This window comes from Planktothrix agardhii (genome assembly GCF_904830935.1).
GTDB lineage: Bacteria > Cyanobacteriota > Cyanobacteriia > Cyanobacteriales > Microcoleaceae > Planktothrix > Planktothrix agardhii.
In genome coordinates this window covers 2,534,731-2,559,888 of sequence record NZ_LR882952.1, presented here as the reverse complement: position 1 = coordinate 2,559,888, position 25,158 = coordinate 2,534,731, and the positions used below count along the sequence as shown (strand labels likewise).

Sequence of the window (25,158 nt, the reverse complement as noted above, 5' to 3'; positions counted from 1 at the left end):
GGAAAATGAATACAGTTACTTTAAATCTCAATCCGATTATTAAACTCACACATGATCAATTTTATCAACTGTGTGCAGCTAATCCAGATTTACAATTAGAACGTAATGCTGAGGGAGAATTAATTGTTATGCCACCCACGGTCGGAGAAACAGGAAAACGCAATTCTAAACTTAATTTACAATTAGGAATTTGGAATGAACGTACTCAATTAGGTGAAGTTTTTGACTCATCCACTGGTTTTACTTTACCAAATAAAGCAGATCGATCGCCTGATGTTGCTTGGTTAGAAAAATCTCGTTGGCTGGCTTTAACTTCTGCACAAAGAGAAAAGTTTATTCCTTTATGTCCTGATTTTGTGATTGAGTTACTTTCTCCTAATGATAGTTTGAAAAAAACTCAAGACAAAATGCAAGAATATATGGAAAATGGCTGTCGGCTGGGTTGGTTAATTAATTGCAAAAATCAACAAGTTGAGATTTACAGAATTGGTAAAGAAATAGAAGTTTTAGATATTCCTAATAGTATTTCAGGTGAAGATGTCTTGCCAGATTTTGTGCTAAATCTGGAACAAATTTGGTAGTTTATTTGGAATCATAACCAAAGTAATCAACTAGAGCTAGTTTATCCCTTTTTCAGTTAATTATTTAGATAGCGATCGCCGAAACGTTTATTAAAGATCGAACAACTCTCGTTAACAAGGCTGCCGGTTTGTCGGGTGCCGTTGCAGAAGCAGCGGGTAAAGTCATGGGTAACACTCCCAACCCTAAAGCTCAATTGGTTGGAGAAGCTCTGGAGGCAGGTGCAACAGTTTTGAAACATATTCCCGGCTTGGTAGATGCAATTGCTAAGGCAGGAAATTACCCAGATCAACTGTACATGACTTTTAGTAATCAACCGGGAATTGACAAGCGGTTTTGGCCACAACCCGGTAAATACTATGAAATTTTAGCGGGTCAAATTGTACGGTTTGATGAATTGCGTTATCCTCTGACTCAGCCTCTAGATATCACCCTTTGGGAATACGATTATGGTTCTGGAGACGATCACCTCGGAAGTTTTGCAATTGGGAAGGATACAGAGCCAGGTACTTATGTAAAAACAGTCACAAGTGCTAGTGAAGCGTCTATCTATTTAGTCGCATACGTTGTGGCAGAAGAAGAGTGGTAACTACATAGGACTTATGTAAGTGTCACACTAAAAATCTGTTGTAGGGTGGGTCAGACTTGGCATCACCCTAGTTTTTTTACTAACAGGACTTACGCAAAAACCCGGTTTCTGAACCCAAAATCAAGCTTGTCGCTCTTAGCATGAATGAGAAACCGGGTTTTTTAACCCCTTGTGCGTAAGTCCTGACTAATCTGACTGTAGAAAGCATTTCTTGAAAAGCTTACTCCATCACACTTTCAGCCTTAGCGTACAATTTACCCGTTTCGGCACGGTGCTGATATTGAACTAACTGCTCAAGCTACCGATCGCTTGCTAATTTTATCAGAGGCGATCGCTTTTTTAATCAAAAATCTAGCTTGGGGTGCTTAAAAACTTAACTAACCTTAACAGCAGAAGGATTATGTTCCGCCACTAATTTCCGAAATTGTTCCCCCTCTAAGGTTTCAATTTCTAACAGTAATTCTACCAACTGATCCATTAACATTCTGTTTTCACGAACCAGTTTTCGAGCTTTTTCATAACAGTCAAAAGCCAGATATCGAATTAAATGATCAATTTGGGTAGCTACTTCCTCCGAATATTCCGATTGAGAAGGAAATCCTCGACCTAAAAACACTTCCGCCGAGGGACTTTCTAAAGCAACTAAACCCAATTCCGACATTCCATAACGAGTTACCATTTCCCGGGCTAAATTCGTCACCGTTTGAATATCATTACTCGCCCCAACCGTAACTTCCGAATCCCCAAAAACCTCCATTTCCGCCGCCCGTCCGCCCAAACAAATCGTAATTTGATCAATTAACCAGGATTTTGTATATAATCCACTATCGACCATTTCCTCATTAAACATTTGTTGAGCAAAACCGCCAATTCCTCCCGAACGCGGAATAATGGTAACTTTATTTAAAGGATCAGAATTCTTCAACAACGTCATTAACAAAGCGTGTCCGATTTCATGATAGGCAATCAGACGCTTTTTCTTACTATCTAATAACGGCGTTAATGCTAACCCAATCGTAATCCGATCAATCGCATCATCAATTTCTAAAGGAGTAATTGATTCCTTACGACGTCGGGCGGTTAATATTGCCGCTTCATTGAGTAAATTCGCTAAATCTGCCCCCGATAATCCCGGCGTCCGACGGGCGATCGCATCTAAAGAAACATCCTCCGATAACCTCTTATTCCGAGCATGAACTTCCAAAATCCCCAAGCGGCCATTAAAACTAGGTAAATCCACCATAACTTGCCGATCAAATCGACCCGGACGTAATAAAGCCGCATCCAAAACATCGGGGCGGTTAGTCGCCGCAATCACAATAATCCCCGTATTGCCTTCAAACCCGTCCATTTCCGTTAATAATTGGTTTAGGGTTTGTTCGCGCTCATCATTTCCCCCACCAATACCCGCGCCCCGTTGACGTCCGACTGCATCAATTTCATCAATAAACACCAAACAGGGGGCATTTTCCTTCGCCTTTCTAAATAAATCCCGCACCCGGGAAGCGCCGACCCCGACAAACATTTCCACAAATTCCGACCCAGAAATACTAAAAAACGGCACTCCCGCTTCCCCAGCCACCGCCCGGGCTAAGAGGGTTTTTCCCGTCCCTGGCGGCCCAATTAACAATACTCCTCTGGGAATTTTAGCCCCAATCGCGGTAAAACGTTCGGGTTGCTTCAAGAATGTGACAACTTCCTGCAATTCTTCCTTAGCTTCCTCAATTCCCGCCACATCCTCAAATAAGATGCCAGTTTTTGCTTCCATTTGAAATCTGGCCTTGGATTTGCCAAAATTCATCGCTTGGCCCGATGCTTGGGTAGACCGTCGCAGAATCATTAATAAAATCGCCAATAGGCCAAAAATAATCAGCATATTGACGATCAGCCCCATAGCCATGCTATTATCCGCCGAAGGGCTAACTCCATACTCGACATTATTTGCCCGAATTTCTCCCATCAATTCCGGGTTTTGGGCAAACAGGGAGACAAAATATATCGACCCAGCCTTTTTATCTTTCTCTCCCTTCAAAGTGACTTTCGCCATTTGTCGTGAGGGGTCTTCTTCAATTTTTTGAACTTCCCCGGCTTGAATTTTCTGCAACAGTTGACTGTAGGTTAGGGTTTTTGGGGTGTTATCAGCAAATGCTGGAGTTCCCAACAGTACCCCCTGGGCGATCATCCAACTTCCCAAAAGCCGCCCCAGTCGTTTCCCGATCTTCGTTTTTTGGGGGACTATCTGTTTAGGATTTGACCCTCCCATCCAGGTTTTGATCCAAGACCTATTCATTCTACCTTTTCCTGTTGCTACGCTCATGTAGATCTAGTGTAACGCTCCAACGAGAATCAGTCATCAGTTATCAGTTATCAGTTTAAGAGTTAAGAATCAGCTTAAATTAATGCTAACACAGAAACAGGTGATCCCGAACCTCCTGTTAATTTTAAAATACCAATAATTAAGGTAATTTTAGTGGCGGGAAGTTGATCAAGGTTGGTCAAGTTCTCTAACACAAAACCATTATTTTTCAAAATTATTTTATTAGTATTAAAACTATGATCAAAACCTGGGTCAACTCCATGGGTATCAATTCCAACTCCCATAATATGGCGCTGTTCGATTAAAAATTGAGTTGCTTCACTTCCAAACCCCGGAAAGTGCAGTTTTCCCTCGGTATCAATATTTAAAAAATCAATGGGATTATGCCATTTTTCCTGCCACCCTGTATAAAGTAAAATCATACTATTTGCAGGAATAATATCATGCTGTTCTTCCCAATCTTTAATATCATTCACCGTTAAAATAGCGTCGGGATTTTGACTGGCTTTTTCTCTAATATTAATTACAACGGCGGAAAGAATACAAGACTCTGGAGAATAATCATCAATTCCCATTCCATCTTGATAAAAACTTTTCGGCGAATTCAAATGAGTTCCACTATGTTCTCCCATAGAAAACCGTCTTAAATAATATCCCGATGTCGAAAAATCTGCTATAGTTTCTAATTCCACAACCGGATCACCTGGCCATAAAGGAATATCAGGATCAATTTTATGAGTTAAATCAATAATTCTGCGGTAATTAATTGTTTTCATAATTGTGATTATAGAACCCGTGGGGGCGGGTTTATAGATATTTTTTGTGTATATTATAGACTAACTCGAACCCGCCCCTACCATTAACCTTTAATTTTAATCCATTGATTCAGAATTTTATAAATATTAACTAATCCTTGTAAATGCGATCGCGGAGAACGTCCATATAAAAAATCATGCAGACTGATTTGATAGTTATATTGTAGGGCTAAATCTAACCATAAATTATTATATAATTGTCCTTTAATATAATCAGGAACTGTGTTATAATAATGGGGAAAACTATCTAAACAAGTATTAAAAAAGTTTTTGCGACCTTGATATTTTAAATAATTAAAACGGGGTTGAAAAACCGTTAAATTATCTAAAGTAGTATGAATATTATCAGCTAGAGCTTCAGGATCAAATTCCGATAATAACCCTGATCCCGTAGGGAATAATTCAGCTTTACCTCTGACATATTGATTGAATTGCCCAAAACAAATCACCGGAATATTACAACTCATCGCTTCTGAAAGACTGCGATTTTTTCCTTCTAAAAGAGAACCCAAAAGACAAACTTTAGACCGAGAATAATACAGAGGCATTTCTTGATAATAGTCAACTTGAGAAACTATTTTAATATTATCTAAATTGTTAACTAAAATAGTTTGAATTTTTCGCCATTCTAATTGAGCTTCATTACTTAGTAATTCAATAGAATTAAAATCAAAATTATCCTCTAAAATTAGAGTCATTTTTAAAGGTTTATTATATTTTTTTTGATAAATATTTAATGCCTGGGCAATTATCGGTAAATTATAAACAGGAGATAATTTAGCCACACATATAATATCAATATCTTTAATATTTATAGGTTGAGGTGCAATCAAATATTCATTAATAAAATCGGCATTAGCAGCCGGAATTAAAATTTTATTTGCCCGTTGGGGATAGGTTTTTTTAAACCAATCTGCACGGGAGGGATTATCATATAAACAAAAATAGGCATCAGCCGTATTAGACCAAGGATAAGCACACCAAAGGGAATCAGCCATCGAAAAGAAAACCTCAGAAAGTTGAGGTAAAAGTTTATTTAATAAATCTACAGATTCACTAAAATATAATCCTTTAATAAATTTACCTTCATAAAACAAAGGCGGGAGTAAAATATGAAAATTTACGTTTTCAAAACGGTCAGATTCTTGTTCAAAAATTTCATTAGTCCAGCTATCTAAATCAGAATAAATTTCCTCTAAGGATTTATAAATTTCAGGACTATTAAAATATTGGCTTTGGCGTTCGTAGTTTCCTATTCCCATAATATTTTATGCTTTTTTATTAATTAGGTGAGCTAGGCTCACCCTACAAGAGTTTATTTTAGACTTAATTGATTTAACCAATTCAAAATCATAGCATTTACCTGTTCGGGACGTTCATCATGGGGACAATGACCTGTATCTGGAATTGAAATAAATTCAACAGATGGATTTATTTCCGCTAAATCTTGATAAATTTTTGCCCCTGTAATCGGTGTCCAAGGGTCAGTTTCTCCCCAAATAATTAATAACGGTTGTTGAATTTGGGGTAATAATTCTGAGGGTTGGGGGCCGGGAGGAGCGGTTAAAATCGAAGCAAAGACCTGTTGAGCACCAATATCATTTGAAGGAGTATATAATAGCTCTACCAATTCATCGGTAATGGCTTGTTTATTGCCATAAACTTGATGTAAAGTATTTCTAATGCGGTGTTTTTGCCGAATTTGATTAAACATAAACGGCCCAATAATAGGATTATTCACAACTTTTGCGAATAATCCCATAATCAACCGGAGGGGTAAATTTAATTCTTCGGGGCGATGATTTAACCCTCCTGCACAATTAATTAATACCGCTCCTGCTGATATTTCAGGATGGTTAGCAACCATGATTAAACCCAATAATGCCCCGATAGAATTGCCGATAAAAATAGCGGGTTGTTGAATCTTTTCTGCCCAAAAATCCGTTAGTAATTCTTCCCACAATTCTAAACTATAATCGAGATTGGGTTTTGCGGATGCCCCAAATCCCAATAAATCTAAAGCAAAAACCCGGTATCCTCCTTGGGCTAAAATAGGGATATTATGACGCCAATGTCCAATGGATGCACCAAACCCATGAATCAGCACTAAGGGCTGTCCGCTTCCAGTGGCGGTATACTGGATTTGATGACCTTTCCATGTCCAGGTCTGGGGTTCAAAGGGGGTTGTGATTTGGGGGGAAGTTGTGGTTGTCATTTTATTAAGATTTGTAAACACTATCTTTGTATCATAGATGATTTCACCCTGGAAACAAGAGAGAATTATTATTCATACTCAAAGACTTTTGAGGAGTTATCAACATTGGACAGGGGAAATCCTGTTAAATTTCAATGACACCCCGGAGGAGGTTGCAGAAATCTTATTTTACTCACCCTTTGTGTTAGTTTCCCACGGAATTGAACCCGATCCAATTTTTAATTATGGCAATCAAAAAGCCTTGAAAATGTGGGAGTTAACCTGGGAAGAATTAACTCAAATGCCCTCTCGAAAAACCGCCGAACCGATGGTACAGGAGGAACGCGATCGCTTGTTAGCAGAAACTACGGCTAAAGGATTTGTTAAAAACTATCAAGGGGTGAGAATTTCTAGTAGTGGAAAACGCTTTTTAATTCAAGATGTTTTAATTTGGAATGTGTTAGATGAACAAGAGCAATATTGTGGACAAGCGGCGGTTTATTCTAAATATATGTATATTTGAAATCGGGATCACAGACTTAAGAGGATTTCACGGATTTCACGGATTTTAATCTGTGTTCATCTGCGTCATCCTCTTAAATCCGTGATCGGGAATGTGGAAAACGCTTTTTAATTCAAGATGTTTTAATTTGGAATGTGTTAGATGCAAATGTTAGAACCTCATAAATATTGATTCTTATATGCCAGCAACACCTGAAACTATTCATCATTTTGTTAATTATTGCCAGCAATATATTACGGGTCGAGAAAGAGGGGAAGGGCAAATATTTATAGATCAATTCTTTCAAGCATTTGGCTATAAAGAAGGTTTAAGAGAGGCTGGAGCAATATGTGAAGAAGTTGTTCCTGATGGTAGCAGGAAAGGTAATACAGGATTCGCCGATCTTTTTTGGCGACGTGAGCCCTTAGATTCTGTATTAATAGAAATGAAATCAAAGAAAGAAAAAAAACTGGATCAACATTATGGTCAAGCCTGGGAATATTCCAGAAATTTAACACCCAGACCAAAATATGTAATTTTATGTAATTTTGATGAGTTTTGGATTTATGATTTTGAAAAAATCATTGATACTCCAGTTGATATTATTCGTTTAGTAGAATTACCGGAACGATTAGACGCTTTTACTTTTATGGAGTTTAGCACTCAGCGTCCTAATTTTCGGAATCAGCAAATCATAGAAGTAACAAAAAGAGCGGCTCAAAGAATGGGTGAGTTATTTCAAAGACTTAAGGCTAGAAGTCAGAGAAATAAGAGAAATAATTTTACCGATTTAGATGCTCAAAGATTTGTGCTTCAATGTGTAATCGCAATGTTTGCTCAGTATAGAGGGATGTTACCCCCGAACCTTTTTACTAACTGTATTCAACGATGTTTAGAAGGCGAAAGTACATACGATATTTTATATAATGGTTTGTTTCGGGAAATGAATACCCAAGGAATTACACCTTATGGTCGTTATAAAGACGTGGATTATTTTAATGGCGGATTATTTTCGACCATTCCCCCGCTTGAGTTAGATAGGGAAGAATTAGAATTTTTAGCCGCATCTGCTTCTGAAGATTGGAGTAAGATCCGTCCAGCTATCTTTGGTAGTATATTTGAAAGTACAGTTGGTGAAGAAACTCGCCACATCGGGGGTATTCATTATACCTCAGAAAACGATATTATGAAAATTGTCCGACCAACAATTAGTAAACATTGGGAGGATAAAATTGAGCAAGCCAATAGAATTGAAGAATTAAACTCTTTGCGACTAGAAATACAAAACTATCGGGTATTAGATCCGGCTTGTGGATCGGGTAATTTTTTGTATATGGCTTACCAGGAACTCAAACAATCCGAACAATTATTACTCGATAAAATAGCAGAAAAATCAGGCACTCATCAGTTAAGTATAGGATTTGTTACTCCAGAACAATTCTATGGAATTGACAATAATCCTTTTGCCATAGAGTTAGCACGGGTAACATTAATAATTGCTCGGAAAGTGGCTATTGATAAATTAGGGTTACATGAAAACCCACTTCCTTTAGATACACTAGATAAAAATATCGTTTGTAAAGATGCTTTATTTGAAGATTGGGTTAAAGCTGATGCAATTATTGGCAACCCTCCTTTTCAATCTAAGAATAAAATGCAGCAAGAATTTGGTAATAATTATGTCAGAAAACTCAGAGAAAAATATCCAGATATTCCAGGACGTGCTGATTACTGTGTTTATTGGTTTCGCAAAACCCATGATCAATTAACAACAGGCGGTCGGGCGGGTTTAGTTGGTACTAAGACAATTAGTAAAAATTATTCCCGCGAAGGTGGTTTAGACTATATTGTTGCTAATAATGGCACTATTACTGAAGCTGTATCTAGTCAAGTTTGGTCGGGTGATGCTGCCGTTCATGTTTCGATTGTTAATTGGGTAAAAGGTGAATATCAGGGCAAAAAGAAACTTTACACTCAGTTAGGAGACTCGTTAGATAGTCCTTGGCAAGTTTTAGAATTAGATCGGATTAATTCGGCTCTTTCTGCGGGATTTGATGTTACTCAAGCTAAAAAAATTATGGCAAATGCTAATTCAGAAGCTTGTTATCAGGGACAAACTCATGGACATGAAGGTTTTTTGCTATCGCCAGAAGAAGCCGCTGTATTTTTACAAGATCGTAAATCCAAACCAGTCATTTACCCTTATTTAACTGGTGATGATATCTTAAGCCATCCCCAAAGTCTCCCTTCTCGTTATGCCATTGACTTAAACAAATGTGCTGATCCATCTTTAGCCATGAAATATAGTCAAGCATTTGCTCATGTAAAAAAGTATGTTATGCCTACAATACAGGCTAATGCTGAAGATGAAAAAAAGAAAACTGGTAAAGAAACTGGCCCTCGCCAAACACATTTCCGTCGTTGGTGGAAATATTGGAGATATCGTCCTGAAATGATTGAAAAAATTGAATCTTTACCCCGTTATATTGTTTGTAGTCGAGTAACTAAAAGATCAATATTTGAATTTGTCAGTTTTGATATCCGTCCTAATGATGCTCTGCAAGTTTTTAGTTTAGCTGATGATTATTCTTTTGGTATTTTACAATCTGGTATTCATTGGCTTTGGTTTACTGAAAAGTGTTCGAGTTTAAAAGGAGATTCACGGTATACTTCTGAATCGGTATTTAATACTTTTCCCTGGCCTCAAAATCCGACAATATCTCAAGTTAGAAGTATTGCAGATACAGCTATAAAATTAAGAGAAGTTCGTCGCAAAACAATGATAAAAAATAATTGGAGTTTACGAGAATTATATCAAACATTAGATCAACCAGGGGATACACTTTTACATAAAGCTCATGCTAATCTTGATCTAGCAGTCCGTTTAGGTTATGGGATGAATCCAGATGAAGATTCTCTGGGATTTTTGTTTGAACTAAATTTAGAAGTGGCAAATAGAGAAGCGTCGGGAGAATTTGTTGTACCACCTGGACTACCTCCATTTGTAACAAATTATCAGGATTTTATCACACACGATTGCGTCAAAATGCTTGAAGATAGATAAGCAATTTTATTTCTCCACAATAACTTAAATTTTATAATGAAACAGTGAAATCCGTAGTTTTTCCAGAATTTAATCTGACCGCCGGACGGATTTTTAATGGTGGGTAAGTATTCACAAGTCTGCTTTAATCATCCTCTAGTTTCAGTAATTGTTGATCAAGGATTTGAATACGCTTTTGGGCAATAGTTTCCGATAAAATTCGTTTCCGCATTGCTTCGTTAAGAACCCCTTTTTCCGCTAATAGTAAACGCCGACGAATCGCGTCTAATTTACTAATATAATCTCCCTGAGAATGTTCAAAATCTGCCGGACGCCGATTATAAAATTCTCGCAAAGACTTTTCGGCCCCCGCTATTTTTAATTGATAGGTGGAACGCATTTCTTCATAGACAGATTTAGGTAAAATTCCAGACTTTAATAAACTATCCAATTCATCCTGGGCAGCTTTGGCGGTAATTAATTCCGCTTGCCATTCTTCCACCCGTTGCTGTGTCAAGGAAACCGTTGATAACTTTAAGCGTTTAACCACCCAAGGTAAACTTAAACCTTGCCCGACTAAGGAAACTAGAACACTACCAAAAACCAAGGTAATTAAAATATCCCGTCCCGGGAGTGTGGTTGGTAAACTTAAAGCCAAAGCCATGGATAGGGAGCCTTTAATATTCCCAAAAAATAACAAATGTTGCCAACGCAGGGGAATTACACGGTCAAACCGACTCGCAACCGCTAATAAGGGATAAACCGTTAAACCCCGGGCGACTTGGTAAACTAAAACCGCTAACAAAACCGCAGGTAAGGTTTGCCAAAATGTTACTAAGTTGATTTCTACCCCAATTAATAGAAAAATAAAAGTATTAACGGTAAAACCCGCATATTCCCAGAAACTCAATAGGGTAATTCGACTTGAAGCTGAGGTTTGGCGAGACAGTCCCAGATTTCCAAAAATTAATCCCGCTACGACCACCGCCACCGCACCGGATACCCCTAGCCATTGCCCCACTTGAAAAGTGCCTAATGCCACGGCTACGGTCAGTAATAGACTATTGAGGGGATCATCTAAACGGGCAAAGATAGGGATAGTTAAGTAGCCTAAGACCAACCCCACCAGACTCCCGCCAACGGAGCTAAACAGCAGTTGTTGAAAGCCTTCTAGGACAGTAAGGGAACCTGTGGTATAAAATTGTGAAATTAGATTAAAGCAAACCAAAGCCGCCGCATCGTTAAACAGGGTTTCCCCTTCCACAATAGTTGAAAGTCTCGAAGGGACTGGAATTTCCTTAAATACCGCAATCATGGAAACCGTATCGGTATTGGCTAACATCACCCCCATAAAGATGGCAGGTATCCAATCGAGTCCTAGGCCAAATTTTAATAAAACTGCAATAATTCCACCGGAACAAATCGCCCCAGGGCCAGCTAAAAGGGCAATGGGTTTAAAGGTACTCCTAAGACGACTAACATCGGTATTAATCCCGGCTTCAAAGATGAGAATAGGTAAAAATAGATTCAAAACTAAAACCGGATCTAAACCCACCGATTGAGACATAAATTCTGAGAAGGGCAAACCTGCGAGCACTAAACCTGTAACGTAGGGAATCCCAATTTTGCGGGAAAATAGTGCCACTCCCGTCGAAACCAGTAGGAGAATAATTGAAATCCTGACTAATTCGGTAACATCCACTCTCGATACTGCTGAATAATTAGTCTTCATATTATCAGTTAATCTTGCCACACGGTAAGATTAATTATCAATCCAAAATTAAGGTATTGCTATGTATGTTTTGATTGGTGGCGGGGGATTAGTTGGGTTGAGTTTAGCCCAAAAATTGTTAGAACTTGGGCATACGGTGGCAGTTATTGATACTGACCCCACCGCCTGTAGCTATGCCAGGGAAAAAATTGGGGCCATGGCCTTTGAAGGTAGTGCGGTAAGTACGGATGTATTATTAGAAGCCGGAATTCGGAAAGCGACTTCTTTGGCGGCGATGCTCAGAAGTGATGCCCTGAATTTAGCCATGGTCACCCTCGCCAAACATTACGGAGTTCCCCATATTTTAAGCCGGATGCGCCACCCTGATTTTGCCGAACCTTTGCGTTTGTCCGGGGCAAATCATATTGTTAGTACCGTGGAATTAGGGGTATCTACAATGGTGAATGCCATTGAGTATCCGCAAGTGGAATCGATGATGCACTTTGAGCAAGGACAAATTGAGGTTCTCAAACTGCCAATTCCAGATCGTTGTCGTGTTGCGGGTCGGAGTGTGGCGGAAATTGCTCAGGATGCAAGGTTTCCTGAGAGTTCTCTGATTGTCGGTTATCAACCTCACCCCCATGATGATTTGATGATTCCCAATGGGAGCACGGTTTTAGAACCTGGGTCTACTGTGTTAATTGTGACTAAACCGGGATCATTACATCAAATGATCGATTTTATCGGGGTGTCTCCATCTTAATCGGGATCTCGATCTTTTCTATCATCCGTCGTTTTTAGAACTTCTTTGTGTCTTTGTGTCTTTGTGGTTAAATTAAATCTTTAACTCCTTTTGCATTAATCGCCGTTTCAACGGTTCAGGATCACCTTGACCTACTACCTGACCATTTTCTAATAAAAACGCCCCATCACTATAGTTTAATTCCTCTAAACGGTGTGTTACCCATAGGGCTGTAATGCCTCTGGTTTTCACTAACCGTTGGACTTCAATCACTAAATCATTTTGACTATCGGGATCTAATAATGCTGTGGGTTCATCTAATAATAATACCTGGCAATGTCGGGCTAAGGCTCCAGCGATCGCAATTCTTTGTTTTTGACCCCCACTTAAGGCATAAATCGGACGTCGTTGTAACTCCAATAATTTCACCGCAGTTAAGGCATCTTCTACCCGTTGTTTCACTTCAATCCAGGGTAACTTATCCTCCACTAATCCAAAGGCTACATCTGCCCCTACCGTTGGCATGACTAACTGATGATCAGGATTTTGAAACACAAACCCCACCCTTCCTTGGAGTTGAATTTCTCCCGATTTCGACTGTAATAACCCAGCTAATAATCTCAATAAGGTGGATTTTCCACTACCATTGCTTCCCAAAAGCATCCAAAACTCTCCTTTAGGAACATCCAGGGAACAGGATTTTAAGACCTGCGCCCCGCTTGGCCAACTAAAGCATAGTTCTTGTACCCGTATCGCTGGACTTGAAGATTCCATGCTCGTTGTCATTCCCTCTATTCTGCCTTTGCACCAACAAAACCAGGAGGTCTTCCTGCGGTATTTCCTCCGGTTTTATCAGAAATTTGTACCGCAGAAATCTCACTACTGAGAATTGCCAGTTTTTTATCTGTAATTTTATCGCAAGTAAATTCTAAGACCTGGGCATTTCCTCCCCGCAGTGCATCTAAAATCTGATTGTAAGCTCCTTGGGCATCCTCAGCAGACTTTTTTTGAATCGATAAGGGGGTGGGAGTGTATTTAACAATAATGTCTACGGTGAACATAGGATCTCAAAAACCGTTAATAATTTCAATTTCTTACTATATCGTTTTCAGCTAACCCTGAACGGCATATTGTTGCAACTGATCCAGATCAACCACTTCCAACGCTCTAACATGGGTTGATTCTAGCACCACCGGGGGCGCGACTCCCGCATCCAGGGCTTCTTGCCAACGGGAGGCACACAAACACCACCGATCCCCCGATTTTAACCCCGGAAACCCAAAGGCGGTGACGGGGGTGCTAAGGTCATTTCCTTGGGCTTTTGTATATTCGAGGAATGCCGGGGTGACTTGGGCGCAAATTACATGAACACCAAAATCTTGCCCTCCAGTGTAACAAAACCCATCCCGATAAAATCCGGTCATCGGATCGGAGCAACACATTTCCAGTTTTCCGCCTAAAACATTTCTGGCTTCTTGCATTATCTTCAATTAACCCTCCCAGGACTTACGCAGCTACACTATGAGTAGCGTAGCACTGTATGGAAAATCGCGTTTTCTAACTCCTGGGCATGGAACCCAACTGAACAATTTAAAAACAGACAATAAGTAGGTGGTCATAAATTAAAGTCAATAATCGAGCTATTGTTCTTCTCACCATCGCTTCTGAACACCTTAAAGTCTTATTTGTGAAACTTCCCCCACTAATGCCGATCGCCCTTCACGCCAGAATTGACCAGTTAATCAAGAGTCTCTGGATCAATACCTAACTCCCGCAATTTTGCCGCTAATTTTTCGGCTTTCTGTTGAGCTTGAATCACTTTTTCTTCAGGACTGAGCAACAGTTTTCCTTGCAAATTCCACCACCGTAACCAAGGCAATTCCATATTTTGATAGCTTCCCTGCCAAATACCTAACGCAACTTGTAATTCTGGAATTTCATACTGTCCATGAACATTAGGAGTCATTAATTCATAGTGGCTACCGATCAAGTGATATAGTTCAACACTCGCTTTTTCCACTTCGTAGATCCCGTAATATGCCGGACGAATCACCGTTTCGTAGATCCAAAATTTGCCACTCCAAGGGGTGCGATCGCGTTCCTCAGATCCATCACCAGAAACAAACTCTAAAACTATCTGCGGCGGGATAATTTCCTGCCATAACACATAGGATCGTCTGCCTTTGCCATTGAGTAACGGCGGCACATTCGGCACATAAAACCAGTCTGGGGCTTCGGCTCCCCTCTGCGGTGGTTCGGTTAAACGCCAATAAATGCCGCTATCTTGACCAATCGTGTACTGTCCGTCGGGATGAATTTGATCGAAGATCGGGCGAATCGTACTGGTAAGTAAAATACTTTGGGGATGTTCCTGAAAATTCTTCACGAAAGTACCGTCTTCACAGGGAAGTTGGGTGTGATCGGGCAGGGGTGTAAAAATTTCCTCGGCAAGCATGGGACTCTATACTCCTGTGGGTTTGCCTTATTACTCCAATCCTAGCAAGTTATTGACGTTGGCGTATATCTAAAGCGATAGGTCAATGCGATCGCTATTACTATAAGCCGTGATTTTTAGGCGATCGCACTACAAGATCAGCGATCGCACTCGTCGATATAACGTTTGAGTTTGAATCTTTTACAAAAAGGGTTTTTCCCAATCGTTTGTCAGTTGATTCGCAGAAGCAATTTCTTCAAGTACGTCATCAAGGCTGGAGTCTTTCATTAGACTATATCGAAATAGTATTTTTTCGTCTTGGAAAGCCAAACCGCTTCTTCATGCCTGTTGGCAAAAAAACGATGTGCGCTCATGCCGTTTTTGTAGTACCAAATAATAAGATTCGCAAATCGCAAATCTGTTTGATGGCGAGTGTAATGTAGGATTTCAAGAAGGTCGCCATTCTTTAAATCCTGATATTGAAAACCTCCAAATATAACGCAGTTACCTGAATCAGATAAAACACGATAGATTTGGTCTAGCCATCCTTTCGCCCATTCGAGATAGTTATCGAAGGTGTCCCAGTTGTCCAAGTCAAGATTATAGGGTGGGTCTATAATAATTAGTTGCACCGATGAGTCAGGTAATGTTTTCAAAAATTCAACTGCATCTTGAATAAAAACACCATGAATCGTATGTAGCGTTGAAATTCCGGCGATTATTGAGCTATGCAATACCCCCTTTTTTTTCAATTGATTTATTGCTATGTGTCCACTATTGAAATGCGATTTGTTTGCCATATAGCCTTACTAAATTTTGTAATGGCCGATGATTGTATCAGTATCGTCGTCCTACTGCCTAACTATTAAAAGATCGCTGCTATTTCTTTCTAACAACAAATACAACAACCTAGTTTTTGTAATAGGATAGCTTGTATTGACTGACTAATAAAGCTTCTAGGGATTGACCTCTCGGAGAGTGATAGAAGAGGGTTAGATGATTAGGATGGGCTTCATCGCAACAACGGAAGTGCTAACCCTAAGTATTTAATACCTTCCGGGGTAATTTCAAATCGACAGGGTAAGATTTCCACACCTACTAAAATTGCTTCTCTTAACAGTTGACCATAAACCGGGTCGGCGGTATCTCCAGGGGCAAATTCTGTACAATCTCCTCGATTAATAAAATATAACATAACTGCGCGATCACCTTGTTTAACAACTTCAATTAATTCCTTGAGATGTTTTTGTCCTCTTTCAGTTACCGTATCGGGAAACAAAGCAATTTTCCCATCAGACCAAGTAGTATTTTTAACTTCTAAATAAATCGGTTTATCTTTTCCTTTTAACAGAAAATCAACCCGACTTTTTAAATTCATTCCATAGGGAACTTCTTTCCTAATTTCGCTATAATTTCCTAATGAGGGAAATAACTTTTCTGTTAAAGCTAAATTAATTATTTTATTCGGTAAAGCCGTATTAACTCCAGTCCAAATTAACCCCCCCAGCCCCCCCTTACTAATGGGGGGGTCAACCTCCGAATTTAACTGAATTAACTCCCAAGTATAGGGATATTTGCGGGTTTTACTAGGGCTATAGGACACCATCACCGGGTTTCCTGGGATACAAACCCCGGTCATCGGCCCAGTATTCGGACAATGGGCGGTAATTACCTCCCCAGAGGTTAACTGAATATCCGCTAAAAATCGTTTATAGCGTTTGAGCAAAACCCCTGACTCTAGGGGCCCATAGCGATACAAATAAGAATCCATGAGCAATAGGTTTGAATAGTGGTCAATTCCGATTAAACTAGGGTTTGGATTTTAACCCCTGTGGATATTCCGTGTCAGAAGAACCTAAACCCTCTCGTTCATTAGTAGGAATTGCCACTATTGTTGCAGTTGCTACCCTAATTAGTAAAGTATTTGGCTTAATCCGTCAACAAGTAATGGCGGCGGCTTTTGGTGTGGGGCCAGCCATTGATGCCTATAATTTTGCTTATGTTATCCCCGGATTTTTATTAATTTTATTAGGTGGAATTAACGGCCCCTTTCATAGTGCCATTGTTAGTGCTTTAGCAAATAGAGAGCGCAAAGATGCCGAGGCTTTAGTTGAAACTGTTTCTACTTTAGTCGGCATGGTTTTATTAGTAGTAACAGTAGGATTAGTAATTTTTGCCACGCCATTAATTGATTTAATGGCTCCGGGTTTAAGTTCAACTCCCGAAGGCATAGCCACCCGAAATATTGCCATTGAACAGTTAAAAATTATGGCTCCGATGGCTTTATTTGCGGGGTTAATTGGGATTGGATTTGGTACACTGAATGCGGCGGATATGTATTGGTTGCCGTCTATTAGTCCTTTGTTTTCTAGTGCGGCTTTAATTTTAGGATTAGGGGTTTTAATTGGGATTTTAGGAGATGATGTTGATAGTCCTAAATATATGGTTTTAGGAGGGGAAGTATTAGCTTGGGCGACTTTGGCGGGGGCGGTTTTACAATGGATTATTCAAGTTCCGGCGATGTGGAAATCGGGGTTAGGAACTTTAAGACTACGATTTAATTTTAAAATACCGGGATTAAGAGATGTGATGAAAGTCATGTTACCCGCGACTTTATCATCAGGAATGTTACAAATTAATGTGTATACAGATTTATTTTTCGCTTCTTATATTCCTCAAGCTGCCTCGGCTATGGGCTATGCTGGATTATTAGTTCAAACTCCATTAGGAATCATTTCTAATATGATTTTGGTTCCTTTTTTACCTGTTTTTGCTCGTTTACGAGATCCTGAACAATGGCCAGAATTAAAAGACCGGATTCGTCAGGCGTTAATATTAACAGCAATTACCATGTTACCATTAAGTACATTAATGGTGGCGTTAGCCTTACCCACGGTGAGAATTGTTTATGAGCGGTATGCGTTTAACTTAGCAGCATCGGAGTTTGTGGCTTCGGTTTTAGTTGCCTATTCCGTGGGGATGTTCTTTTATTTAGGACGGGATGTATTAGTTAGGGTATTTTATGGTTTAGGAGATGGACAGACTCCATTTAAAGTTAGTATTTTTAATATTTTCTTAAATGGGGTATTAGATTTTATGTTGGTTAAATCTTGGGGTGCGCCGGGTTTAGTCTTCGCAACGGTTTTAGTCAATGTTGTTTCCATGGGGATGTTTTTATGGCTATTACATATAAAATTAAATGGTTTACCCTGGCGGGAATGGAGTTTACCCTTTTTGGGATTAACAATAATTAGTCTAATTTCTGGGTTGGTGAGTTGGGGAACATTACAAGGCTTAAGAATTTTAGCCCCCGGTGATAATTTTGGGTTTTTATTACTAGAATTAGTGCTTCCGGGGATTATCGGCTTAATTGTTTTTATGGTATTAATTCTATTTCTCAAATTACCCGAAGTGGATTTATTAGTCTCCCGAATTCGCCAACGGTTTCAAAGATAACTGATAATTGATAACTGATAATTGATAATTGATAACTGATTACTCGGCGCTTTTTCTCATATTTTTACGCAGTACCCAAAGACCAAAACCAATGACTAAACTTAATAACGCAATCTTAGAAATAGGGCTTATATATTCTTCAACCAAATCATAATGGTCTCCTAACAAATACCCGGCTCCGGTTAAAAAAGTCACCCAAAGGGTTGTACCAATGGTAGAATAGATAATGAAAGGAGTTAACGGCATATGATTTAGACCCGCAGGTAAAGAAATTAAGGTTCTCACCCCGGGAACTAAACGACATAAAAAAACCGCCATTCCGCCATATCGAGTAAACCAATTATTGGCTTTATCAATATCTTTTCCGGTCACTGTAATCCATTTTCCGTATTTGTCGGCTAAATCTCTTAACCGTTCTTCCCCAAAGAATTTACCCGCATAATACCAAGGAAACGCCCCTAATATTGTTCCGACAACTCCCGCTAAAACCGCCGGAAAAAATTGCATTTCTCCTCTGGATACCGTAAAACCAGCTAAGGGCATAATTAACTCAGAAGGAATAGGCGGAAATAGATTTTCTAAAAACATTAATAAACCAATTCCTAGATACCCCAAGGAACTCATGGTATTAGTAATCCATTCAACCATAATCTTTTCTTAAATTAAGTTTTCAGTCATTCAAAAACCGGGCTTCAGGTTCAGAAACCCGGTTTAAAGGGTGGCTTAAAAATCTATCTCAGAAACCGGATTTCTTCTTAGATATAAGCGCGAAAAACATTCATATTTTTCGTAGAAACCCGGTTTCTTGGCGTAAGTCCTAAACTGATTTATGTTCCCGATGTCCAAGAGTTAACATACTCGATTTGTTCTGGGGTCAAGCTATCAACTTTAATCCCCATGGCGTCTAACTTCAAACGAGCAATTTCTTTGTCAAGATTCGCCGGAATAGAATGAATTCCCGGTTCCAATTTACCTTGGTTTTTGACTAAATGTTCACAAGCTAAGGCTTGGTTAGCAAAACTCATATCCATCACCGCGCTAGGATGTCCTTCGGCCGCGGCTAAGTTAATTAAACGACCTTCTCCCAAGACCACAACGGATTTACCGTTTTTGAGTTTATATTCTTGGGTAAAGTTACGAACTTCTTTAACTTCGGTGGCTTTTTCTCCCAAGGTTTTCAGGTCAATTTCAATATCAAAGTGACCGGAATTACAAACCATGGCGCCATCTTTCATGACGTCAAAATGTTCGCCGCGAATAACGTGCTTATTCCCAGTCACAGTAATAAATAAATCTCCCACCGATGCAGCTTCATCCATCGGCATCACCCGGAAACCATCCATCACCGCTTCAATAGCGCGAACTGGGTCAATTTCGGTGACAATCACATTGGCGCCTAAACCCCGTGCCCGCAGTGCGGTACCTTTTCCGCACCAACCATAACCAGCCACCACAATATTTTTACCCGCTAACAGGACGTTAGTAGCGCGGATAATTCCATCTAAAGTTGATTGACCAGTACCATAACGGTTATCAAAGAAATGCTTAGTATCGGCATCGTTGACATTCATGGCAGGGAAAGTTAAAACCCCATCTCTCAACATCGCTTTCAAACGCACAATTCCGGTGGTGGTTTCTTCCGTTGTCCCAATCAAGTCGGGGATTTGGTGTTGACGTTCTTGAATTAAAGTTGCCACCACATCGCTACCATCATCAATAATAATATTAGGACGATGATCTAAAGCAATTTGAACGTGGCGAATATAGGTTTCGGCGTCTTCCCCTTTAATCGCATAGACCGGAATTCCGTAGTCAACAACTAAACTCGCTGCAACATCATCCTGGGTAGATAGAGGGTTACTGGCAATTAACACCGCATCGGCGCCACCCAATTTCAGGGCGATGGCTAAATGGGCCGTTTCCGTCGTAACGTGACAACAGGCAGCTAACCGCAGACCTGCAAAGGGTTTTTCTTGGGCAAAGCGTTCTTGAATCAGGCGCAGAACAGGCATTTCACGGCCGGCCCATTCAATCCGTTGTTTTCCCTTCGGCGCAAGGGAGGGGTCTTTAATTTCGTAGTTAATACGGACAGTTGTTGCAGTCATGTTTTAGTTGTTTCCTAGACAGAAAAATTATTTCTAGTTTCTTTGAGGATGCCTGAGTTATCCGGCACACAGGGCCTAACTCAAGCATTCTGTTGGTGACGTCCCTATGCAACTTAGGGTTCCTCGTCAAAATTAGCGATTGTTGCAATTTATTAACATAAAGCCTAGCGCGAAACTTGTCATTAGGCCAGAGGTGACACAAAAACCCGATTTCTTCGTGTCTTCCTGCCTTTGTGGTCACTTCAAATCTATAGCAAAATTTTCTATCGTATTTAATAAGCAATTCATCACAATTTCTACACAAGAAACGGCCACACTATTGCCAATTAATCTGCGAAAAGTCGAATAGGAACCCAATATTTTAAACTCGTCGGGAAACCCTTGCAAACGTAGCATTTCTCGTTCCGTTAACCGTCGTTCTCCATTGACTAATAAATAATTATAGGATGCTCCGGCTCTTAAGGCACAGGAATAGGGATAAGCACTAATATGACCAGCTTTATTTTCATGCCAAATTGTCGGTTCAGTATGGGTTTTTCCTTGATATTTAATTAAACGACTATTACGGATTTTCTCAGAAGCATAATAAAAGTCTGAAACCTGCGGTTCTAAGATTTCTGTTAAGGGTTTCATCGGTATTTTTTGAATATCCCAGCGAAACGGTAAAGATTGACGATAACCGACAATAAAAATCCGTTCTCGCTTTTGGGGTAATCCACAATTTAAAGCATTTAATACTTTATATTCAACAGTATAACCCAATTTTTCTAAAACTTCAATAATAGATTTTAAAGTCTTTCCTTGGTTATGTCCGACTAATTGTTTAACATTTTCTAGGATAAAATAATTGGGTTTTTTATTAGCTAAAATTCGAGCAATATCAAAAAATAATGTTCCTCTGGTATCTTCAAACCCTTTAAGTTGTCCACAAATACTAAAGGGTTGACAGGGAAACCCCGCCAATAAAAGATCATGTTCGGGGATATCTTTGGCTTCAATTTGAGTAATATCTCCGGCGGGTTGTTCCCCAAAATTCATCTGATATATTTTTTGAGCATCGGGGTCAATATCCGAGGAAAAAACACATTTTGGATTAATATTTTTAGCAGTTAATACTTGATTAATTGCAATTCTAAATCCTCCAATTCCACAAAATAAATCAATATATCTCATTAAGTAGTTGCACAAAATAAATTACCTAGTTGAGAGAGGGAACACCGGAACAGCCCCCCCAAACCCCCCGTGCACGGGGGGCTAGGGGGGGAGGGAATAGGGTGGAGGATGTGTAATTAATTTTGTTTAGGTACTTACTAATTTCCATGTTCAGTTTCTTTGAAAATCCTCCCAAATATTAGGTCACTAACTCCCCAATTAAAATCAGGAGGATTTCCCTGTTATGGCTCAATAATTAAGCCGTTTCAAAAGATTCTATTTCTAACACAGGGCCAATCATTGCCATCGTCATAATATCCTCTCGAATTTGACCTGTAATGGTGACTTTTAACCCAGATTTTTGCAAATCTTGAGGAGGATTATGGAGTTCATAGGTTTTGCTCTCGCTGACCAATGCCCAGGTTCCAGAACCAAATCCCTTGCGTTCAATTGTACCTGTTACTGTAATACTCATATTGCGTTCACCTGAGTTTTAATCGCTAAACGAGCTAACCCAAAACATAACAAAGCATTGGTAACTAAAAACAATTGAGAGACGAAACCTGTGCCTAATCCCCAAACAGTAGGAGAGACTATTGCACTAATTCCTAAACAACTTGCTGTTCCAATTGTTATTCCAATCGCTACCCATTTCCACTGGGGATGTCCCAGGAATAATAGGATTAAAATTACTGGAATTAATACACTAGCAAAAATGGGATTTAAGGTAGAACTTCCTTGAATTGCTCCCCCTAATTCGGGGAGAGAACTACCCATCATTCGCATCGGCCATTGGGGTAAATCAAAGATATAGAAACCCCGCAGGAAAAATAAACCACTACTTCCAGCAACTAATCCTCCAGCCAAAGACCAACCCCATTGAAACGGAAAATAATTTCTCAGAAACCAAGCTAATAAATAGGAACCCAAAACCATCGCTAATTTAGGCAATAATGCTACCGCCCCGCCATCAACCCAAAACCGAGGACTCAGATAGCCATTATCGCGTAACCAACGAAAGAAATCTCGGAAAGTAATTTGTCCTTTTAATGCCATTTGCACGGCATTTGTAGCATCTAAATGACCCGCCCCAAAATGATTTAGGGGGTCTTCTGCAACTTTGCGGGCAGATTCTTTGAGAATATTAATTACTTGATTTGGTTCGGTAACTCCACTAGCTTTAATTAATGCAGCTACCCCAGCAACGTGCGGCGCCGCCATACTTGTACCTTGAAAAGCTGCAAAAACCGCCTCACCCGTTGCCGGGTCAATGGTATTTTGTAGGATACCTCCGACTTGATTTTCCCCTTCAATTAATCCTCCTGGGGCGGCAATATCAACCCCAGCCCCAAAATTAGAATAGGGGGTTTTATTTCCGGCCGCATCTAACGCAGCCACACCTAAAACTTTAGGATAACGGGCAGGATATCCGGCGCAATTTTCCCCGGAATTTCCCGCCGCGCCAATAATTACAACTCCTTTAGAATAGGCATAATCAATGGCTTCTTGCATTAAGTTACTTTCGCCACCACCGCCTAAACTCATGTTAATCACATCGGCGTTATGGTCAGCAGCAAATTTAATCGCTTCGGCAATATCAGAAATCGTGCCTCCGCCCCCGGAACTTAATACTTTTAAGGGCATAATTTTGGCTTTATAAGCAATGCCTGTTACACCATAATTATTATTAGTTGATTGGGCAATAGTTCCGGCAACATGGGTTCCATGTCCGTTATCATCAAAGGCTTCAATTTTATCATTTACAAAATCATAGCCTTCCACAAATTGGGTCTGTTCTAAATCGGGAACTAGACTAACTCCGCTATCAATAATGGCAACGGTAACTCCTTCTCCCTGGGTTTCACTCCAGGCTCCTTCTAAATTAATACTGCGAAAGTTCCATTGTTTTCCATATAAAGGGTCATTGGGAATTGCATTTGCCGTATCATAAATAATCGCAGCTTGAGAATTTACTCCTGGGATTTCGTCAGCACTATAGATATAATTGGGTTCAATAAATTCTGTTTGTTTACCCAAAGATTTTCTCAAGGATTTGAGTAATTTAGCATCCCCTCTAACAACATAAACATTATCCGCTTGGGAAAATTCACTATTGAGATAGGGAACAATTTGATATTTTTCGGCTATTATCCGAACTTGATTGGCAATTTCTTGTTTTCCTAAAGATTCTCTAAAATCAAGTACAATACTGTCATAACTGCCTTGATTGGCAAGACCGGAGAAGTTAGAAACTGCCCAGCCCAAACCAATTAAAAATAAGCAGAATAGGAAAAATTTTTTCATCGTTTTTCAACGGTTAAGGTTGATAATAGGTTAACATCTAAACCGGAGAAACCGGGTTTCTTGGGTCAGAACATACAATCTTGTTTCTATTCTATCTATCATCCTCAAAATAGAGGATCATAGATCCTAAATTAACACACAGAAAAAACTATTATGGAACGTGGTTTATTATGGCTTCCCCTGCTGGCGGTGTTTATCGGTCTAGCTTGGTCGGGTTGGAATGAATACCAAAAATTGGAGGCCTATCAAGCCTGGGCGACCCATTTTGATAAGGCTAAATATGACATTTATGCGGTCTTGGGCCTCAAGGAAACCGACCTAACCTGGGGAAAACCTACCCGCAAAGGCCCGATTAATTTAGAAACCTTTTCTCTCAAACAGGTGGAGTCCTTGGGATTATTAGTGGAAAATCAGGCCGTTGACCCGAATATTCCCCCAGAAAAAGGAAAAGCGATCGCGTTAGAATTTAGATTCACCGATACTGCTAAAATTGTCCAAATTCCCTTTACTGAAATTTCTCTAGCCGCCCGATGGTATAAATATCTTCAATCCTTTATGAAGTCAAACTTGTAGAACTTCTGGCTTCTCCTTTCCTCTAAAAAGCTTATACTAGGGGAAATAAGGGTTATTTTCCCCAACTATAGGGGAATAATCGCCGATTTTTACCTTTTTTTTGCCTAAAGTATGAATTTTAAACAATTACCTAAAGTTTTAATCGCCTTAACCCTAGCAATGTCGTTATTAATATCGGCTTGCGGGGGCAAAGCTTCTACACCTCCGTCGGGGAATCAATCTACTAATAATTCTGGCCAAACAACCGTTGCCCAAAAACCTGTTTCTGGCAGCCAATTTAATAAATTTTTCCCCAAAAGTCAAGACGGTTATCAGGTTGTTTTTGCTCAGGAAAAAACAGGTTTTGCCGAAGCCAAATTGAATCAAGGTGGGAAAAATGTAGCCATGCTTTCAATTAATGACCTAGCGAATAATCCCAGTGCGGCGACAAAATATCAACAAAGTAGTAAAACTATTAGTGGATATCCAGCCGTTACTCAAGGTAAAAATACTACTGCTATTTTAGTGGCAAACCGCCATCAAGTCAAAGTCCAATCTCGGGCAGAATCTTTTACCGCCAATGACCGAGAAGAATGGCTGGGAAAATTCAATTTGAATGGGTTATCCCGAATCAAATAATATTAGTTAGCATTTCTAGCAACA

The 25,158-nt window shown here is 39.7% G+C and carries 24 protein-coding genes; 8 read left to right on the top strand and 16 right to left on the bottom strand.

The genetic code is table 11. The features are described from left to right. Window positions 1-5 precede the first annotated feature (5 nt). The gene (locus NMG88_RS11995) at window positions 6-581 is read left to right on the top strand and encodes a Uma2 family endonuclease (protein WP_227350885.1); all 576 of its coding nucleotides are present in this window, start codon (window positions 6-8) and stop codon (window positions 579-581) included. Window positions 582-709: 128 nt separating this feature from the next. Continuing rightward, window positions 710-1,168 (top strand): hypothetical protein, encoded by a 459-nt coding sequence (locus NMG88_RS11990; protein ID WP_227381419.1) that lies wholly within the window; start codon window positions 710-712, stop codon window positions 1,166-1,168. A gap of 373 nt (window positions 1,169-1,541) precedes the next feature. On the opposite strand, the gene ftsH is transcribed toward NMG88_RS11990, so the two are convergent. From ftsH to NMG88_RS11970, 4 genes are all read right to left on the bottom strand, one after another. Further along, complete coding sequence (ftsH, locus tag NMG88_RS11985) at window positions 1,542-3,431, bottom strand: ATP-dependent zinc metalloprotease FtsH (RefSeq protein ID WP_278047038.1); 1,890 nt, start codon at window positions 3,429-3,431, stop codon at window positions 1,542-1,544. 128 nt (window positions 3,432-3,559) lie between these two features. Then, window positions 3,560-4,261, bottom strand: a complete 702-nt coding sequence (locus tag NMG88_RS11980) for a cyclase family protein (RefSeq protein ID WP_042155066.1) — start codon at window positions 4,259-4,261, stop codon at window positions 3,560-3,562. An 83-nt stretch (window positions 4,262-4,344) separates the two neighbouring features. Beyond that, the gene (locus NMG88_RS11975; protein ID WP_227350887.1) at window positions 4,345-5,562 is read right to left on the bottom strand and encodes a glycosyltransferase; all 1,218 of its coding nucleotides are present in this window, start codon (window positions 5,560-5,562) and stop codon (window positions 4,345-4,347) included. A gap of 53 nt (window positions 5,563-5,615) precedes the next feature. Then, the gene (locus NMG88_RS11970) at window positions 5,616-6,515 is read right to left on the bottom strand and encodes an alpha/beta fold hydrolase (RefSeq protein ID WP_042155069.1); all 900 of its coding nucleotides are present in this window, start codon (window positions 6,513-6,515) and stop codon (window positions 5,616-5,618) included. Between the two features lie 37 nt (window positions 6,516-6,552). Here NMG88_RS11970 and NMG88_RS11965 point away from each other — a divergent pair, with 37 nt between their 5' ends. Together NMG88_RS11965 and NMG88_RS11960 are read left to right on the top strand one after the other, a co-directional pair. Then, window positions 6,553-7,017: an MEKHLA domain-containing protein gene (locus NMG88_RS11965; RefSeq protein ID WP_042155070.1), complete on the top strand. Its 465-nt coding sequence runs from the start codon at window positions 6,553-6,555 to the stop codon at window positions 7,015-7,017. Window positions 7,018-7,195: 178 nt separating this feature from the next. Then, on the top strand, window positions 7,196-10,060 hold the full coding sequence (locus NMG88_RS11960; protein ID WP_254035445.1) for a DNA methyltransferase: 2,865 nt from the start codon (window positions 7,196-7,198) through the stop codon (window positions 10,058-10,060). Between the two features lie 124 nt (window positions 10,061-10,184). Here the strand turns inward: NMG88_RS11960 and NMG88_RS11955 are convergent, their stop codons facing one another. Further along, window positions 10,185-11,771 carry a cation:proton antiporter gene (locus tag NMG88_RS11955; RefSeq protein WP_202807845.1) on the bottom strand — a complete coding sequence of 529 codons (1,587 nt, stop codon included), beginning with the start codon at window positions 11,769-11,771 and terminating at the stop codon, window positions 10,185-10,187. A gap of 61 nt (window positions 11,772-11,832) precedes the next feature. Between NMG88_RS11955 and NMG88_RS11950 the strand changes: the two genes are divergently transcribed. After that, window positions 11,833-12,513, top strand: coding sequence for a potassium channel family protein (locus NMG88_RS11950; RefSeq protein ID WP_026795078.1), 681 nt, complete (start codon window positions 11,833-11,835; stop codon window positions 12,511-12,513). Between the two features lie 72 nt (window positions 12,514-12,585). On the opposite strand, the gene NMG88_RS11945 is transcribed toward NMG88_RS11950, so the two are convergent. The 6 genes from NMG88_RS11945 to sfsA all read right to left on the bottom strand — a co-directional run bounded on the left by NMG88_RS11945 (window position 12,586) and on the right by sfsA (window position 16,697). After that, entirely contained in the window at window positions 12,586-13,278 is a 693-nt protein-coding gene (locus NMG88_RS11945) for an energy-coupling factor ABC transporter ATP-binding protein (RefSeq protein ID WP_026788291.1), read from the bottom strand. Window positions 13,279-13,283: 5 nt separating this feature from the next. After that, on the bottom strand, window positions 13,284-13,553 hold the full coding sequence (locus tag NMG88_RS11940; protein WP_227350889.1) for a UPF0367 protein family: 270 nt from the start codon (window positions 13,551-13,553) through the stop codon (window positions 13,284-13,286). A 51-nt stretch (window positions 13,554-13,604) separates the two neighbouring features. Beyond that, complete coding sequence (locus tag NMG88_RS11935) at window positions 13,605-13,973, bottom strand: DUF2237 family protein (protein ID WP_026795075.1); 369 nt, start codon at window positions 13,971-13,973, stop codon at window positions 13,605-13,607. Window positions 13,974-14,230: 257 nt separating this feature from the next. Then, window positions 14,231-14,947, bottom strand: a complete 717-nt coding sequence (locus NMG88_RS11930; protein WP_254035444.1) for a Uma2 family endonuclease — start codon at window positions 14,945-14,947, stop codon at window positions 14,231-14,233. 266 nt (window positions 14,948-15,213) lie between these two features. After that, window positions 15,214-15,726, bottom strand: a complete 513-nt coding sequence (locus NMG88_RS11925) for a DNA-methyltransferase (protein ID WP_052369620.1) — start codon at window positions 15,724-15,726, stop codon at window positions 15,214-15,216. A gap of 212 nt (window positions 15,727-15,938) precedes the next feature. Beyond that, window positions 15,939-16,697: a DNA/RNA nuclease SfsA gene (gene sfsA / locus NMG88_RS11920; RefSeq protein WP_227381415.1), complete on the bottom strand. Its 759-nt coding sequence runs from the start codon at window positions 16,695-16,697 to the stop codon at window positions 15,939-15,941. A 71-nt stretch (window positions 16,698-16,768) separates the two neighbouring features. On the opposite strand from sfsA, the gene murJ reads away from it, so the two are divergent. Further along, window positions 16,769-18,382, top strand: a complete 1,614-nt coding sequence (gene murJ, locus NMG88_RS11915) for a murein biosynthesis integral membrane protein MurJ (protein ID WP_235751713.1) — start codon at window positions 16,769-16,771, stop codon at window positions 18,380-18,382. Window positions 18,383-18,421: 39 nt separating this feature from the next. Here the strand turns inward: murJ and NMG88_RS11910 are convergent, their stop codons facing one another. From NMG88_RS11910 to NMG88_RS11890, 5 genes are all read right to left on the bottom strand, one after another. Further along, window positions 18,422-19,030, bottom strand: coding sequence for a DedA family protein (locus NMG88_RS11910; RefSeq protein ID WP_042155089.1), 609 nt, complete (start codon window positions 19,028-19,030; stop codon window positions 18,422-18,424). Window positions 19,031-19,209: 179 nt separating this feature from the next. Next, window positions 19,210-20,487 (bottom strand): adenosylhomocysteinase, encoded by a 1,278-nt coding sequence (gene ahcY / locus NMG88_RS11905; RefSeq protein ID WP_214560088.1) that lies wholly within the window; start codon window positions 20,485-20,487, stop codon window positions 19,210-19,212. A gap of 237 nt (window positions 20,488-20,724) precedes the next feature. After that, window positions 20,725-21,660 (bottom strand): DNA cytosine methyltransferase, encoded by a 936-nt coding sequence (locus tag NMG88_RS11900; protein ID WP_141294638.1) that lies wholly within the window; start codon window positions 21,658-21,660, stop codon window positions 20,725-20,727. Window positions 21,661-21,895: 235 nt separating this feature from the next. Continuing rightward, complete coding sequence (locus NMG88_RS11895; protein ID WP_026788282.1) at window positions 21,896-22,114, bottom strand: hypothetical protein; 219 nt, start codon at window positions 22,112-22,114, stop codon at window positions 21,896-21,898. Then, window positions 22,111-23,943, bottom strand: coding sequence for a S8 family peptidase (locus NMG88_RS11890; RefSeq protein ID WP_042155095.1), 1,833 nt, complete (start codon window positions 23,941-23,943; stop codon window positions 22,111-22,113). Before NMG88_RS11890 ends, NMG88_RS11895 begins: the two co-directional genes overlap by 4 nt. Window positions 23,944-24,096: 153 nt before the next feature. Here NMG88_RS11890 and NMG88_RS11885 point away from each other — a divergent pair, with 153 nt between their 5' ends. Together NMG88_RS11885 and NMG88_RS11880 are read left to right on the top strand one after the other, a co-directional pair. Beyond that, the gene (locus NMG88_RS11885; RefSeq protein WP_235766334.1) at window positions 24,097-24,516 is read left to right on the top strand and encodes a hypothetical protein; all 420 of its coding nucleotides are present in this window, start codon (window positions 24,097-24,099) and stop codon (window positions 24,514-24,516) included. Window positions 24,517-24,627: 111 nt separating this feature from the next. After that, a complete protein-coding gene (locus NMG88_RS11880; RefSeq protein ID WP_235751714.1) occupies window positions 24,628-25,134 on the top strand; it encodes a hypothetical protein in 507 nt (168 codons plus the stop codon). Window positions 25,135-25,158 lie beyond the last annotated feature (24 nt).

Excerpts from the sequence above, each read along its gene's own strand:
- NMG88_RS11955 (WP_202807845.1), bottom strand. The coding sequence starts at position 11,771 with ATGAAGACTAATTATTCAGCAGTATCGAGAGTGGATGTTACCGAATTA.
- NMG88_RS11925 (WP_052369620.1), bottom strand. The coding sequence starts at position 15,726 with ATGGCAAACAAATCGCATTTCAATAGTGGACACATAGCAATAAATCAA.
- ftsH (WP_278047038.1), bottom strand. The coding sequence starts at position 3,431 with ATGGGAGGGTCAAATCCTAAACAGATAGTCCCCCAAAAAACGAAGATC.
- NMG88_RS11965 (WP_042155070.1), top strand. The coding sequence starts at position 6,553 with ATGATTTCACCCTGGAAACAAGAGAGAATTATTATTCATACTCAAAGA.
- NMG88_RS11970 (WP_042155069.1), bottom strand. The coding sequence starts at position 6,515 with ATGACAACCACAACTTCCCCCCAAATCACAACCCCCTTTGAACCCCAG.
- NMG88_RS11895 (WP_026788282.1), bottom strand. The coding sequence starts at position 22,114 with ATGAGTATTACAGTAACAGGTACAATTGAACGCAAGGGATTTGGTTCT.
- NMG88_RS11995 (WP_227350885.1), top strand. The coding sequence starts at position 6 with ATGAATACAGTTACTTTAAATCTCAATCCGATTATTAAACTCACACAT.
- NMG88_RS11910 (WP_042155089.1), bottom strand. The coding sequence starts at position 19,030 with ATGGTTGAATGGATTACTAATACCATGAGTTCCTTGGGGTATCTAGGA.
- NMG88_RS11975 (WP_227350887.1), bottom strand. The coding sequence starts at position 5,562 with ATGGGAATAGGAAACTACGAACGCCAAAGCCAATATTTTAATAGTCCT.
- NMG88_RS11950 (WP_026795078.1), top strand. The coding sequence starts at position 11,833 with ATGTATGTTTTGATTGGTGGCGGGGGATTAGTTGGGTTGAGTTTAGCC.
- NMG88_RS11940 (WP_227350889.1), bottom strand. The coding sequence starts at position 13,553 with ATGTTCACCGTAGACATTATTGTTAAATACACTCCCACCCCCTTATCG.
- ahcY (WP_214560088.1), bottom strand. The coding sequence starts at position 20,487 with ATGACTGCAACAACTGTCCGTATTAACTACGAAATTAAAGACCCCTCC.
- NMG88_RS11880 (WP_235751714.1), top strand. The coding sequence starts at position 24,628 with ATGAATTTTAAACAATTACCTAAAGTTTTAATCGCCTTAACCCTAGCA.
- NMG88_RS11980 (WP_042155066.1), bottom strand. The coding sequence starts at position 4,261 with ATGAAAACAATTAATTACCGCAGAATTATTGATTTAACTCATAAAATT.
- NMG88_RS11930 (WP_254035444.1), bottom strand. The coding sequence starts at position 14,947 with ATGCTTGCCGAGGAAATTTTTACACCCCTGCCCGATCACACCCAACTT.
- sfsA (WP_227381415.1), bottom strand. The coding sequence starts at position 16,697 with ATGGATTCTTATTTGTATCGCTATGGGCCCCTAGAGTCAGGGGTTTTG.
- NMG88_RS11945 (WP_026788291.1), bottom strand. The coding sequence starts at position 13,278 with ATGACAACGAGCATGGAATCTTCAAGTCCAGCGATACGGGTACAAGAA.
- NMG88_RS11885 (WP_235766334.1), top strand. The coding sequence starts at position 24,097 with ATGGAACGTGGTTTATTATGGCTTCCCCTGCTGGCGGTGTTTATCGGT.
- NMG88_RS11890 (WP_042155095.1), bottom strand. The coding sequence starts at position 23,943 with ATGAAAAAATTTTTCCTATTCTGCTTATTTTTAATTGGTTTGGGCTGG.
- NMG88_RS11900 (WP_141294638.1), bottom strand. The coding sequence starts at position 21,660 with ATGAGATATATTGATTTATTTTGTGGAATTGGAGGATTTAGAATTGCA.
- NMG88_RS11935 (WP_026795075.1), bottom strand. The coding sequence starts at position 13,973 with ATGCAAGAAGCCAGAAATGTTTTAGGCGGAAAACTGGAAATGTGTTGC.
- NMG88_RS11960 (WP_254035445.1), top strand. The coding sequence starts at position 7,196 with ATGCCAGCAACACCTGAAACTATTCATCATTTTGTTAATTATTGCCAG.